Below are 14641 nucleotides of genomic sequence, written 5' to 3'. Positions count from 1 at the left end.
CGATAAGCAAAAAGATTATGCTGTAAAACCACTACTAGGGGATGTTATATTATTGTGTCAGAACTACAACGGACAGGGGATAAAACTTACACATTTAGTTCGGGTTGTAGATGATGCTCCATTTACAGATGAGGAATACCTTGCCGAATACCAGACGGCAAGAATGGTGAAATTAATTTGTCGAACCAAGCTTATTGCAAATGGAATCGGGGTCAGTTATTCCTTTCGTCATTTCATCCATTCAATCGGAATGTTGGACTCATCAAGAAAAAAGGAAGTTATTCAAAAAGAGATTTATAAACTTTTTAATCTAGATTATTGTTCTACGTTTCGAATTTCCGCAAAGCAGAATAATACGTTAGTAAATCTTCCTCCAAATAAAATTTTTAATCAATCACAAAGAATATCCAAACAGTCAAATGTAATAACGCTCATTGGTGAAAATGGAAGCGGGAAATCAGCAATATTAGAAAGTATTTTTAATTCATCTCTGTATGCAGAAGAAAAACGTTTTATTTGTTTTTCTTCCGGACAAAATGAGATTTACTCTAAAATTTATAATAAAATACTTCTGATCAATAAAGTAAGCTTACTTAGCAAAAATAGGGTAAACTCAATTAATTTTGAAGATGAAAAATTTGATGTTCCTGTTAAAGCATTTTACTTTGACAAGTCATGGATAAGACTACTGATTTTCTTTGCCAAAACCTTTTACCCAAAAGGTAAGGTGAGCAAATTCATTGACTCTAAAACCTCAAATGGAAACGATAATAAAATAATACTAGAACTCCCTTTTCGGATTGATTGGAATTTTGTCACGAAAGTTCGTCTCGAAAGAGAACGAGAAGAACATGGTCAGTTTTCCGAGTTTTTACAAACAAAATTTTTCAAGAAATTAACTTGGTTATTAGAAAACATTTTTGATAATGAATACGATTATCAAGCCCCTATTCGAAAAACGACATCTTCTCTATCAATAGAAAAAGCTCTTAAGGTATTTCAGGAAAAATCTTCAGACCTTGTTTTTAACTTTTTCTGGTTAGCTTCCTCAGGAGCTAAACCTTATTTTGATCTATCCAATACTCAATTAAAATTCAACGATATTGAGCTTGATGATTTGAGCGATGGTGAATTTCAACTACTTGCAATTTATGCCTTAATAGACCATTTTGACAATGCAAATACAGTATTTCTTTTCGACGAAATTGATTCTCATCTTTATTTTCAAAACATTGAAAGATTATGGCATTCTCTTTCTTCTCTTAAAGCCAATGTAATAACAACGACACACATTTCAGATTCAATTCTGCACAACAATTTTTGTGATATCAAATTAGTCAAAGAAGGAAAGGTGGAACAGGAATTAACTCTGCGAGAATTAGCCAAAAGGCTATCCTCTGTTGTGGGAAACAACAAGTTTGAATACCAACTAGTTAGAAGAATTAAAAATATTGTACTCCTTGATCACGAAGACGATTGGGTTATTTTTAAAAAATTAGTACAGAAGAAAACCGAAGAAGATGTCGAAAAAATATTCAGTCAAATAGTTCCTTTTCAGAGGTCTTCAAGTTATAACAACGACAGTGAAATATTTGGGAAAGGAAAATTAATGTTTGTTGAAGATTTTAAGGAACATTTAAATGAAACTGAAGTCGAGACACAAAATTTCTTCTTAATTTGCGACCGCGACAAACTTTCAAAAGGATCAATAAGTAAAGATCTTCAGGTAAAGATAAATAATTTAAAGAGGTTAAAAACTTTAATGGTATCAAAACACATTTACTTTGCTGGCAAAGATTAGAAATCGAAAACTACCTGCTAAGTATCTCCATGTTGGCGAAAAATAATTTACTAAATACCCTTCAGGAAAAGTTCCCTCGCTTAATACTCGAGAAAAATGATAACCTCGATAATATCGCAGATATTGAAGAGTTTGATGCAAAAAAATTATTACATCCATTATATAAACCCGAAGGTTTTGACGAATCACTTCTGAATGAAATAATCGACTTAATCCCTAAAGAAGAAATCTCTGAGGACATTCTTAAGATGTACATTTTTTTAAAAAATAATATTTAAACCGAATGCAACTACAACAAAAAATAAATAGAATCACCGATATACTTCGCCGTGATGATGGAATCAGCGGTGCCATGCACTATACTGAACAAATTTCATGGATTCTTTTCCTCAAGTTTCTTGATGATTTCGAAGAAGAAAAACAAGACGAGGCTCAATTAAACGGAACAGAATACAAAAGAGTAATCGCCGAAGAATACCAATGGAAAAAATGGGCCTGTCCAAAAGATAGTGAGGGGGAATTTGATATAAAGAATGCAAAAACAGGTAAAGACCTTACTTCCTTTGTTTACTCTAACCTATTTCCTTATTTAAAAAGTTTCAAGGAAAATATTCTCGATAGAAAATCCTTAAAATATAAAATTGGAAACATTTTTGAATTTCTAGATAATAAAGTTGCTAGCGGACACACTTTACGTGAAGTCCTAGACATCATAGATTCTCTAAATTTCCAATCACAAACAGAACTGTTTGAATTGTCACAAGTTTACGAAAACCTTTTGCAAGGAATGGGGAACGATGGTGGTAATTCTGGTGAATTCTACACTCCTCGTCCTGTGGTTAAGGCAATGATCAACTGCCTAGACATTCAACCAGGAGAAAGCATTTACGATGGAGCTGCAGGTTCCTGTGGTTTCCTTATCGAAGCTTTCGAACACATTAAAGAAAAATACAATGGGAAACTAAGTACTGAACAGTGGCGCTTTTTGCATGAGGATACATTCTATGGTAACGAAAAAACACCACTTGCATATATCATGGGCATGATGAACATGATATTGCATGGTATTGAAAGTCCAAATCTATACAAGCAAAATACCCTTACAGCCAATATCCGCGACATACAGGAAAAAGACCGATACAATATTATCTTAGCGAACCCACCATTTGGGGGTAAAGAGAAGCCACAAATACAGCAAAATTTTCCAATTGCCAGCAATGCAACTGAATTGTTGTTTTTACAGCACTTTATGAAGTCGCTTAAGCAAGAGGGAAAAGCGGCTATTGTTGTGCCCGAAGGAGTATTGTTCCAAACAGGAAATGCCTTTGCAAAAGTAAAGCAAGAGCTTTTGGAGAACTTCAATCTGCACACCATACTAAGTTTACCTGCAGGTGTATTTTTGCCTTACAGTGGAGTAAAAACCAACATTATCTTCTTCGACCGTAAAGGATCTACATCAGAAATCTGGTACTACGAGTGTGTTCCACCACAAAAATTAACCAAGAATAAACCCGTACAAAACGAGCACCTTGCCGAATTTGTGGAGTTATTTACCAAGCGAAGTGAAACTCAAAATTCATGGTTGGTAAAAGCAGATACACTTGTTGGAAATAGCTACGACATATCTGCGAAAAACCCAAACAACAATACAAAGGTAATTCATTTAGCACCTACGGATATCATTGATAATATAAAACAAAATGATGCCAAAATCACCCTCCTACTAAACGAAGTTGAATCCATTTTAAAGGAGGGGTACGATGAGTAAATTACCGCTAGGGTGGAAAGTATATTCTTTAGAGGATATAAAGGTTAAAAGTGAAATAGGTCTTGTTAGAGCCATAAAGGATCAAGATCATGATAAAGAATATAGGTATATTAAAATGAATAATATTTCTATTGATGGCAAGTTGAACATAGAGAATGTTGTCTGTATTAACGCTTCTCAAGAAGAAATAGACAGGTATTCACTTGTTAAAGGTGATTTACTATTTAATACACGTAATAGTGTTGAGTTGGTTGGTAAAACTGCTCTTTTTGATTCTAATGATAAAGAGATTTTGTTCAACAATAATATCATGCGTCTTCAATTTAAGGATTCAATTTTGCCTTATTTTATTAATTATGCCTTTAAAGCATATGTGATTCAAAATCAACTAGAAAACTTTAAAAGTGGGACGACAAATGTAAGCGCAATCTATTATAAAAACCTGAAAACCCTTCAAATTCCATTGCCTTCCTTCCCAGAGCAAAAACGAATCGTATCCAAGCTCGATGCCCTTTTTCAGCGCATCGACAAAAGCATTGCCCTGCTCCAAGAAAACATTCAACAAACAGAAAAGCTCATGACTAGCGTCTTAGATGAAGTGTTTATGAAAAATATAGATATGATAGAGATATTTAATTTTGTTGATAAAGCTTCGACTATTAATCCAAAGAAAGCACAAGATGTAAATTTCACATACATTGATATTACATCAATTAATAAGGATATACATGTAATTGAAAATCCTAAAACATTAATTGGTAAAGATGCCCCAAGCCGTGCTAGAAAAAAAGTACAATTAGGAGACGTTCTTTTTGCGACAACTCGTCCAAACTTGAAAAATATAGCTATGGTTACTGTAGGTTATATCAATCCTGTTGCCTCTACAGGTTTTTGTATTTTAAGGGCTAAAAAAAATATTGATAACGAATTCCTTTATCATTGTCTTTTATCTGATCAGATTCAACAGCAAATAATACCTTTAATCAGAGGTGCACAGTATCCAGCAATTTCTGATAAAGATTTGTTAAAATGTAAAATTCCTAATTTAAAATATCAAGAGCAAATTCAAATAAAGGAAAAACTAAATAGTCTACGCTATCGTCAAAATAAATTGACTAAAGAACAACAAACCAAACTCACCAATCTAAAAGCCTTAAAAGAGAGTTTACTTGATAAAGCATTTAAGGGAGAATTATAGATATTTAAGATGACATTACAAATTCCAAGAGAATTACGAACAAACATATACGGGTTCGAAGAGTTGAACTTATTATTAGAAAAAACTGAGGTTTTTCGTAACTCTACCATTGACCTTGATTTTTCTAAAAATATATGGTTTGATGCAAATCTTTGTGCAATTTTAGCTGCAGTAAAAAGTCATTCAGAAAAATATGGAAATAAGATCAATGTTAAAAACTGCAGTCAGTACTTACACCGGATATTGCAGAAAAATCATTTTCTAAATGAATTTGGATATGAGCCAATTCATGACCAATACGGAACAACCATAAAGTTTATGAGCTATCTCCCAAATGAAGAAAATCTTTTCAAACAATATCTGGACAATGAACTTTTAGCAAAAGATAGTATGCCAGGTTTTTCTATTCAGCTACAAAAAAAAATGAATGAAAGTATTTTTGAGATATTTGAAAATGCAATCTTTCATGGTAAAACGAACGAAGTCTATACTTGTGGTCAATATTTCCCAAGACATCTTCCTCCTCACATTGAGTTCACTATAGTTGATTTAGGACGCACCATACAAGCAAATGTTGGTGAATATTTAAATAAGGCAATCATTGCTAAAGATGCAATAGAATGGGCTGTGGAGAAGGGGCACACAACTAAAACTGGTGATACGCCCGGGGGCTTGGGCTTGAAGTTAATTCGAGAATTTCTTAAGTTAAACAAAGGACAAATACAAATTGTATCTGGAGATGGTTATTGGTGTGAAAATAATAATACTATCTTTGCACAATCTATGAAAACATCCTTTCCAGGTACAATCATAAGTTTAAATATTCGAATTGACGGTGAATCTTATTGCTTAAAATCAGAACAAAAGAACCTAACTGAGGAGGACATATTCTAATGAAAGAAAATATGATAAAACTTATTGATGTTCTAAATTCACCTGCCGCTGTTTCATCTGGTGGAGGTCAAAAAGTTTTCGAGATGATTGACCAATCATTTCAAAAAAAAGAAACTGTAATATTAGATTTTAATGGAATTAGCTTATTAACTTCTGCATTCCTTAATGCCGCAATAGGCCAATTGTACAATAAATACAACAGTGATATTTTAATCAAGTTGTTAAAGTTGGAAAACATTTCTAACACTGACAAAATGTTGTTAAAACAAGTTGTTGAAAGAGCTAAGGAATATTTCAAGAATAAAGAATCACAAGACTCTATTTATAAAGATTCGCTAGGTGATGAATAAAATAGATATTACTACTTACCAACCAAAATCTACGGACAAATTCTTTTTCGATAACAATGTGTGGATGTACATTTTCTACCCAATGGGCAATTATAACAAATTGGCAATAGATAAATATTCCGAATTTCTTGGCAAAGTCCTAGATGTTGGTGCACGAATCTATGTTTGCTCTCAAATCTTATCTGAATTCTATAATTCTTGCTTACGCTTAGATTTTAATCTTTGGAAAGATGAAGACTCAAGTAGAAGAAAGTCTCAATTTAAAAGAGATTTTCGACCGATTGAACGTTGCAAAGAAACGAGTAAAATACTTGCCATGTCAATAGAGAGCCAAATCGTTGGTGCAAGTATCAGAATAGATGATTCTTTTTCGAAAATAGATATTCCTAACATTATGGAACGTGTTGGAGAACTAGACTATAATGATAGTTACTTTGTTGAACTTTGTGAAAAAAATGATTTGACTATGGTAAGTCATGATCGTGACTTTCTAAAAGTTAAAGAAGATATCACACTTGTAACATTGATCTGAAATAGGATATCCTATGATGATTCTCCCGCTCCCTCCGCTAGCGCAAACTTATAACTCATGTTCTGCGCAAGCATTTAAATAGAGTTCTCTCCTTGTGCTACTATGAAAAGAGACTAATATTTTGGAAACAATCCCGCTCCCGTAAATTTATAATTTACACGTAATGAGTTTAGGATTTTTAATACTGAACATTTTGCAACAGGGAATATGAAAGAAGCGAAAAAATTGAGTCACCTTTTAAGTGTATTTGAATAAAAATGATAATTTCGCTTGCGATTGGAGTGTATGGAAATAGTCATAAATAACATCGTAAATTTAAAAAGAGGAGTCCCCCCCGAGGTCCGGCACCTCACAAGCCAATCCTATTATTGGCCGTATTTGAGTCTTTCGAAAAAGGAGGGATCATTAGCAAGTGGATTGATCCATCAGGAGAACTATTAGTGCGTTTCAGAAATATTTGGGATCAATTGGTACATATTGATCATACGTCCAATTTCTCTGCCATTTTTTCACTCTGAAAGCGTAATTTTAAAATCATTAAAAAACTGAATTCATCGGTATTATTTTTAACTTTGAATATGCAGGATGTATTTTACATATTCACAGATGAATCTGGTCAGGATGCCGATAATCGTTTTGGCTGTATTGCAGCAATTTCAGGGACAAAAGAAAATGCAGAAGTTTTGAATTCAGAATTACAAAAAGTTCTCTCCAGCTATTCCAAAAAGGAAATAAAATTCAAGAATATCAAAAATAGCAACTCTGTTAAAATTGCCAGCGAATTCTTCGAAATTTGTATAAAATATCTATTGGGCAACAAAATCAAAATTCATGTCTTAGTCTGGGACAAACAAGATGCCAGGCACAAGGTTCAAAATCGTTTAGACAACGAAAATTTAAAACGTATGTATTACAAATTAATGAAATACATTCAGGAAGATTGGCATCACAAAGGGAAATGGTGCTTTTATCCTGATGAATATTCCGCAATTGATTGGAGAAAAGATATCGTGCTATTTCTGGAAAATACACCTTTAGGTGAACCAAAAGATAAAGAGCATTTACTTTTCGAAGAAATGTATAAAAGCTATTTTGCCAAATTTAAAACCGTCAAAGAATTAGAATCGCACCAATATCCTATCATTCAATTGGCTGATTTATTCGCGGGTTTAGTCAGGACATCTCGCCAAAACCCGAATTTTTACACTTGGTATAAAGAAAATGAGAACACTGACCAACACCTACTCTTTCCTCAGGAGGAAAACACAAAAGTAAGTAACAGTATGCTTCCTAAATTTAAATTAATGAAAGAATTAAAATTCTTAGCATCGAACTCAAAACTAGGCATCAACTTAAGTAAGAACAAATACTTTACCACTTTTAATAAAAAAAATAACATCGTCTTTTGGCATTACAAACCCACCCATGAATTAGATAAAGCCCCTACATATTTCTAAGAATTACATGATCGGTTTTTATCGCTTCCAGTGCGGAATGGAGTATTTTCTTTCAAATGTTTAAACAGCATTATAGTGATTTTATAATGTGTATGGCTTTTGTTATTTTAGAGAGAGACAATTAAACCTCAGCTCCCCGCTGGTGCGAGATTGTATCTCGTATCGTGCGTAGCAGAAAAAACTCCCGCAGATCTGCAATCTGCGGGCAACAAGTTCAGGATTTTCAATCCCATTTAACACCAAATAGGGCACAGTATTCACAGGAAACATCGGATTCCAATCACCCCGTCAGTGGCTTTTCGCCCTGACGGCGGTTTTCAATCCTACCTGTAATTGCAGGGAGGAACAGCTTGTCCCGAAATTCGGGAACCTGGCAATCTGTTCAAAATCATACTCCCCCAAATTTGTAATCCGTGGCCAAAGAGTTCTGGATTTTTAATCCATACAAAATAACCTCGTCAGTGTCTTTTTTCAGAGTTTAAAATAAATTCAGATTTATTAAATTCAAACTATACCCGGAAAGGTATAAATCAACCCCTTGAAAATGATTTCATACCCGATAAGGTATAATTTCCAGCTCTCTCAAATTTGTAATTTGCAGGCAACGAGTTTTCGATTTTCAATCCCCTTTTAACACCCAATAGGGCACAGTATTCATAGGAAACATCGGATTCCAATTCACCCCGTCAGTGGCTTTTCGCCCTGACGGCGGTTTTCAATCCTACCTTTAATTGCGGGGAGGAACAGCTATTCCCGAAATTCGGGAACCTGGAAATCTGTTCAAAATTTTGCGCCTAGCCCCCTCAAATTTGTAATCTATGGGCAAATAGTTCGGGGTTTTTAAGCTGTTCTGTACATTCTCGAAACCAGGCTAAGTCTGAAACAACACCATGATAAAGAGGATGTAATTAATAAATCCAATTAAATACAAGAGATGAGTTACTATTTTCTTAGTTCTCATCGTGTTATTTTATGTGTTAATTATTAGAATTGGTCATTTCTAAATTACTATTAATCACAATTGGCAAACTTGACACATTTGGCAAGTAAATTTATCAGTGAAATTCATTACTTTGTATTTCACTAAATAAATATTTAATGCTGAGAAAAGTCGGTCTGTATATTTTATCACTTTGGTTACTGTTTCTATTTATTACAGTGCTGACTATTGACATCCCTATCAATTTTGGAGAAGGTGCTGAATTTGTAGGCTTAATTCCTCTTCTTTCCAATAATATTGTTGCTTTTACTTCTATCGTACTACTATTTGTTGGAGTCGGGGTGTTTCGTTATTTCAGATTTACATTGAAAGGTTCTACTCATATTCCTTTCGAAATAACAAAGGTAGAGAGTATCAATTATGAGCATCTTACCTTTTTAGCTACTTATATTATTCCATTAATTTGTTTTGATCTGGAAAGTGCGAGATACTTAATTATCCTTGTATTATTGTTGGTATCCATGGGAATGATTTACATTAAAACAGATTTGTTTTACGCCAATCCCTCTCTTGCTCTTTTGGGTTTCCATATCTATAAAGTGGATGGTAATTTCAAGGGTGACAGGCAAAAGCAAGGAATAATTTTACTTAGTAGAGCAAGATTGACACAAAATCAGAAAGTGAAATATATCAAATTAGATGATAGAATTTTTTACGTAAAACCTGTTTTATAATGACTAAAGAAGAATTGTTAGTAGGACTCGAGTATTTTTACAATGGAGCTCCAATTGGTATTACCGTTTATGCAATACTTAAGGATCAGGAAATTCCTAAAAAATTAGATATTGAAGATGTGGCTTTACCGAATCTTCAGGAAATCTTTTTGCAAAATATAAATGAGAATATAATCTCCAAAGAGGAATTAGATGTATTGAAACTCTCCGATTCTGACGAAAGGAAAAATGTGATTTATGAATACGATCTGGAAGTTCCTGAAGAATTGAAAGCTTTGAACCAGATAATCGAGAATGAAGACATTCCTGCCTTTAATTTTAAAAGCGACAATTTTTCAGATGTAAAAGCCTTACTAATAGAGATTGGTGATAATGAGAATCAAATTGTTCTTTATAAGAAAATGGCTACGGTAAATGTTTTTGGACGCGCAAGCTATTTCCTGAAAAAGGCAAAAGAGCGATTTGAACAGATTAATGATGAATTTATTCGAATAAGTTCGGGGTTTCAATTGATGAAATATAATGATACGCTTTTTGTTATTGATCTAAGTACCATTGAAAAATTCTTTGGTTTTCACGATGTAATAATTAAAGAAGCAGAGGCTAGCATGGAGGTAATTGAACAACTGGGTATATTGGAAAATCCTGAGGCACTTAAAGAGTTGGTAAGCGATATCTCATTTGCCAGAAAATTGACTAAGGTTGCCACTTCATCACCAGTGTTAAGAAAACATATTCCTAATGCAGATATTATTGCATTTGCATCTTCGTATCCAGCATTAAAAAATAAAATGCGGCTTAATGCGGATCGTTCAAAATTTAATTTAGATACAAGAGTTTCAAAAGATTTATTTATAAAGCTTCTAAATGATGATTTTTTGACATCACAACTTACTAAATTATATTATGAAAGTTTAGCAAAAGATGGTGTCGAAGAGAATGAAACTCCTGTTGAATAAAAAAAAATTGTCTCCTTTATGGAGACAACTTCTTGTAGTAATCCGTTTAGCTTAAATCAACGATAGGTGCATTAGGTGCGTTCTGTTTTACAGAAGAAATACCGTTTTCTCTTCCTTGTTCACTGGTATAACTTTCACTTCTACCAATAATTTCACCATTACTAGCCTTGAGATTAAATGTATAGGATAACCCATTTTTTTTTCGTTCATAACGGGAATCGTCTGGCGCATTTTCTTTTACTGAAGCGATACCGTTTTGGCATCCCTGTTTGCTTGTGTAGCCTTCACTAGCTAAAATAATTTGACCATTACTAGCTTTCAATCTAAAGTAGTATTGGGAAGTCTTAAAAATTTCAAATTTTGAACTCATTTCAACTGATTTTAAAATAATTAACTATTCTTGACCAAGTTTCAGGTCCAGTCAAATAACCTTAAAAATCAACACGAAGCAATTAAATACTTCGTGTTGGGCGATTGATGATTTACGGTCTATACTCTGTATGACTGCATTTTGGACAAGGAGGAAGTGTATCCGTCCTGTCATCCAAAACTACTTTTTGGCCACATTTTTTACAAGTATATGTTCCTTTTCCTGGTTTTTCTCCGGTACTTGACATACTATATGTTTTTAAAAATAAAAAATGGAAGGGGCTTACTTCCAGCAGTTACGATTTCTTTTTTTATTCAGTCTAAAATGATACTTTTGTATCGCTAAAAACAAATGTCATTTATGACAAGCAGCAGACCCTCATAACTTTTGAGGTCTGTTATCTTTCGTCAAAAGTCTTGCCAAGTATTATGAAAATCAAAGTAGAATAGTGTACGCTTTGATGAATGTTTCGTAAAGCAAGGTGATTTAACACTAATAGTTATGTCAAGGGCATGTATTGTTGGTTCGTTTAAATGGCAGGATATGAATGCTCTGTCATGACATTGTTTCTTCTCAAATAAAAAGGTCTGATAATCTGTAAATTAACGAGGTGTAAAAATTAATACAGCTCCTGCAGCTTTGTAATCTGCAGGCAAAGCGTTCAGGATTTTAAATCCCCATTTAACACCAAATAGGGCACAGTATTCATAGGAAACATCGGATTCCAATTCACCCCGTCAGTGGCTTTTCGCCCTGCCGGCGGTTTTCAATCCTACCTGTAATTGCGGGGAGGAACAGCTATTCCCAAAATTCGGGAACCTGGTAATCTGTTCAAAATCATGCGCACAGCCTCAGCTCCTGCAGCTTTGTAATCTGCGGGCAAGGAGTTCCGGATTTTTAATCCCCCAAAATAACCTATCAGCGTTTTAAATAAATTTAGATCTATTAAATTCAAACTATACCCGGAAAGGTATAAATCTCCCAACTCCCGAAAATTTGATGGCACATTAATAATATTGGGTACGGCGAAGCCCTCACCGCATATAATCATTAATAGGTAGGGAGTTTAGAGTTGATGAAAAAGCATTACCCTTATAATATTTATCATTCTGGGCTGTTTTTGAAGCGGAAAAATCATCACTAACTTTAAGGAGGATTTTAAATCTCTTTAGTCATGGAATCAATTTAAATAACCCGCAAAGAATTATATGACCTGGTATGGTCTAAACCAATAGCTCAACTTTCGAAAATTTATAGTGTTCCTGAATCAATACTAAGGAAAACATGTCATGAGAATGATATACCTCTTCCTGCAAATGGCTATTGGTCCAAACTAAAATTCAAAAAGACCCTTGTGATTGAGGAGCTGCCTAGTCAGGTTAATTACAAACAAAAGATTGTCCTAAATTATCAAGTTAGGAGTAAGCGACTAAAAGTGGAAGATGATGAAGAGAAAGATCAAGGTGAGGTCTTAAGGTCTGAAGAACTTGAAAACCTTAAATTCATAAAGCCTAAATTTTCAACAAGTTGGGGTTTTATTGTTTTTAGGTGTTGCCGTATTTGTTGCCGTTTTATCTTTTTACCCCCAAAAGAGCAGTAAAAAATTGGTGTGCACTAGTAATAAAAAAAATATTCGTTTGATTTTTTAAATATGATATTTTGAGGTAGTAGCCCCAACAGAACCTAAAACGAAAAACTTTGAACATTATTAACTTAGTGGTGATTGAGCGTTTTAATGTCCCCTTATTTTGTCCCCCTCTGTAAATATTATTTGTTCATTAGGACTGAGCTGTCAATCTAATAACTATTTTAAAGCCTCTGAGATTCGATTATTTCATAATTAGTTCCCCAACTTTAAAATCCTAAATGCACCCCTTACTACTATTAAAAACACAATCGAACCAACTATCAAATCAGGATACTTTGATTGAGTAAGTAAAACCATAAATCCTGCAAGAATTACACCTCCATTTATTATCACATCATTGGAGGTAAAAATCATACTAGCCTTCATGTGAGCTTCATTACTTTTTGATTTTTGTAGAATATATAAACAGGCTAAATTTGCTATTAATGCAAGGATTGAAACGCCAATCATTATTCGATAATCAGGCATGGTTTCAGAACTGATAAACCGCCTGGTTACCTCAATAATACCTAGAAGGGCTAATGATAGTTGAAAATATCCACTTAATCGGGCTACTTTCTTTTTCCGTAAAACCGTTGAACCAACAGCCCACAGGCTTAATCCATAAACGAATGAATCTGCCAACATATCTAAAGAATCTGCCACAAGACCCATTGATTTAGAAAATATTCCGGTGGTCATTTCTATTACAAAGAAGACAAAGTTGATTATCAGTACCGACCAAAGAAGTTTCGATTGAACACCGGAACTTTCGATTACAACTTCACTCTCTTTTATTGTTGTAGTATTTGAAAGTTTTGCCCCTAAATTAAGTTCCTCTAATTGACTTGTTATCTTTTGATTTTCTGCTGAATGATATACAGTTAGATTTCTGTTTTCAATATCAAAGTCAAGCCTTTTAATTTCTGGAAGTCCATCTAACTTCATTCGTATTAGGTTTTCTTCTGATGGACAATCCATTTTCGATATGTGGTATTCTGATTTTAACATTCCTTGCAATTTAATTGAATATCTTCTTTTTCTATTTGTAAAGTCAAATGGTTTATGTTGTATTTCTTTGACAAAATATCCTGAATATCCTTTAGTAGTTGGTCTGGATTAGAGTTGGGAGCAATCAAATGAGCAGATAAGGCATTTTCTGTGGTACTCATTGCCCATATATGTATATCATGCAGGCCTTTAACTCCATCCTGGTCAAGTATCGTACTTTTCACTTCATCTAATTTTATATTCTTGGGTACCGCATCAAGGGCAAGTCTTATGGATTCAATAAATAGTTTCCAGGTACTCCACATAATCACGAGTATTATAATAAAACTCATAATCGGGTCAATCCAATTCAGTCCGGTTTTTACAATCAATAGTCCTGAAATTACTACGCCTAATGATACACCGGCATCGGCTGCCATATGAAGAAATGCACCCTTTATGTTTAAATCGTCTTTCTGTCCTTTTAGAAACATAAGGGCAGTAATGGTATTAATTAATACCCCAATTCCAGCTACAATCATTACTTGCGTACCCGCAACTGGCTCCGGGTTATTTAATTTACCGATTGCACTCCAAGCAATTGCAATTACAGCTCCAAAGAGCAAAAAGGCATTTAGCACTGGAATTAATATGGTTGTTTTTTTGAAGCCGTAAGTAAACCTGCCTTTTGGTTTTTTTGTAGCTAACCAAATAGCAAACCATGCAAAAATCAGACTAAGGACATCGCTTGCATTATGTCCGGCATCTGCCAAAAGAGCTGAGGAATTAGCAATTAAGCCATAAAATACTTCTACAAGTACAAAGAGTATGTTTAAGCTTATGCCAATACTAAAAGCTTTGTTGTAATTGGGTTTATGTGAATGTTCGTGACTATGATTATGTGCCATAAATTAGTATTTTAAATTAAGCATCTTTTTGTTTTATTCCTATAAATATAAAATTTCATAACCCAAAGTATTAAAATACAGGTTGCCAAATCACAGGCAACCTGTATTATATA

General features: G+C 33.8%; 15 protein-coding genes. 10 read left to right on the top strand and 5 right to left on the bottom strand.

The annotated features are described in order from the left end of the window. Window positions 1-163 precede the first annotated feature (163 nt). The 10 genes from GQR60_RS00870 to kwaB all read left to right on the top strand — a co-directional run bounded on the left by GQR60_RS00870 (window position 164) and on the right by kwaB (window position 10633). Window positions 164-1801 (top strand): AAA family ATPase, encoded by a 1638-nt coding sequence (locus GQR60_RS00870; RefSeq protein ID WP_160463381.1) that lies wholly within the window; start codon window positions 164-166, stop codon window positions 1799-1801. 32 nt (window positions 1802-1833) lie between these two features. Further along, entirely contained in the window at window positions 1834-2079 is a 246-nt protein-coding gene (locus tag GQR60_RS00865; protein ID WP_124991137.1) for a hypothetical protein, read from the top strand. A 5-nt stretch (window positions 2080-2084) separates the two neighbouring features. Beyond that, complete coding sequence (locus GQR60_RS00860) at window positions 2085-3569, top strand: type I restriction-modification system subunit M (RefSeq protein WP_124991136.1); 1485 nt, start codon at window positions 2085-2087, stop codon at window positions 3567-3569. After that, window positions 3562-4767 carry a restriction endonuclease subunit S gene (locus tag GQR60_RS00855; protein WP_124991135.1) on the top strand — a complete coding sequence of 402 codons (1206 nt, stop codon included), beginning with the start codon at window positions 3562-3564 and terminating at the stop codon, window positions 4765-4767. The genes GQR60_RS00860 and GQR60_RS00855 overlap by 8 nt, the downstream gene beginning before the upstream one ends. A 9-nt stretch (window positions 4768-4776) precedes the next feature. Then, window positions 4777-5661 (top strand): ATP-binding protein, encoded by an 885-nt coding sequence (locus tag GQR60_RS00850; RefSeq protein ID WP_124991134.1) that lies wholly within the window; start codon window positions 4777-4779, stop codon window positions 5659-5661. An 11-nt stretch (window positions 5662-5672) separates the two neighbouring features. Further along, window positions 5673-6011 carry an STAS-like domain-containing protein gene (locus tag GQR60_RS00845; protein ID WP_160463380.1) on the top strand — a complete coding sequence of 113 codons (339 nt, stop codon included), beginning with the start codon at window positions 5673-5675 and terminating at the stop codon, window positions 6009-6011. Further along, a complete protein-coding gene (locus GQR60_RS00840) occupies window positions 6004-6543 on the top strand; it encodes a PIN domain-containing protein (protein WP_124991132.1) in 540 nt (179 codons plus the stop codon). Before GQR60_RS00845 ends, GQR60_RS00840 begins: the two co-directional genes overlap by 8 nt. 578 nt (window positions 6544-7121) lie before the next feature. Then, window positions 7122-8000 carry a DUF3800 domain-containing protein gene (locus GQR60_RS00835; protein ID WP_124991131.1) on the top strand — a complete coding sequence of 293 codons (879 nt, stop codon included), beginning with the start codon at window positions 7122-7124 and terminating at the stop codon, window positions 7998-8000. A 1098-nt stretch (window positions 8001-9098) separates the two neighbouring features. After that, on the top strand, window positions 9099-9674 hold the full coding sequence (gene kwaA, locus GQR60_RS00830; RefSeq protein ID WP_124991130.1) for an anti-phage protein KwaA: 576 nt from the start codon (window positions 9099-9101) through the stop codon (window positions 9672-9674). Further along, window positions 9674-10633: an anti-phage protein KwaB gene (gene kwaB / locus GQR60_RS00825; protein ID WP_124991129.1), complete on the top strand. Its 960-nt coding sequence runs from the start codon at window positions 9674-9676 to the stop codon at window positions 10631-10633. Before kwaA ends, kwaB begins: the two co-directional genes overlap by 1 nt. 46 nt (window positions 10634-10679) lie before the next feature. Here kwaB and GQR60_RS00820 read toward each other — a convergent pair whose 3' ends face one another. The 5 genes from GQR60_RS00820 to GQR60_RS00800 all read right to left on the bottom strand — a co-directional run bounded on the left by GQR60_RS00820 (window position 10680) and on the right by GQR60_RS00800 (window position 14528). After that, window positions 10680-11003 carry a YegP family protein gene (locus GQR60_RS00820; protein ID WP_124991128.1) on the bottom strand — a complete coding sequence of 108 codons (324 nt, stop codon included), beginning with the start codon at window positions 11001-11003 and terminating at the stop codon, window positions 10680-10682. Between the two features lie 112 nt (window positions 11004-11115). After that, a complete protein-coding gene (locus GQR60_RS00815; protein WP_124991127.1) occupies window positions 11116-11250 on the bottom strand; it encodes a zinc ribbon-containing protein in 135 nt (44 codons plus the stop codon). Between the two features lie 525 nt (window positions 11251-11775). Then, window positions 11776-12054 (bottom strand): hypothetical protein, encoded by a 279-nt coding sequence (locus tag GQR60_RS00810; RefSeq protein WP_124991126.1) that lies wholly within the window; start codon window positions 12052-12054, stop codon window positions 11776-11778. 789 nt (window positions 12055-12843) lie between these two features. Continuing rightward, entirely contained in the window at window positions 12844-13641 is a 798-nt protein-coding gene (locus tag GQR60_RS00805; RefSeq protein WP_124991125.1) for a cation transporter, read from the bottom strand. Beyond that, window positions 13635-14528 carry a cation diffusion facilitator family transporter gene (locus tag GQR60_RS00800; protein WP_124991124.1) on the bottom strand — a complete coding sequence of 298 codons (894 nt, stop codon included), beginning with the start codon at window positions 14526-14528 and terminating at the stop codon, window positions 13635-13637. The genes GQR60_RS00805 and GQR60_RS00800 overlap by 7 nt, the downstream gene beginning before the upstream one ends. Window positions 14529-14641 lie beyond the last annotated feature (113 nt).

It is taken from the genome of Labilibaculum euxinicum, from assembly GCF_009795715.1.
GTDB classification, from domain to species: Bacteria; Bacteroidota; Bacteroidia; order Bacteroidales; family Marinifilaceae; genus Labilibaculum; species Labilibaculum euxinus.
This window is presented reverse-complemented; position numbering and strand designations above follow the sequence as displayed.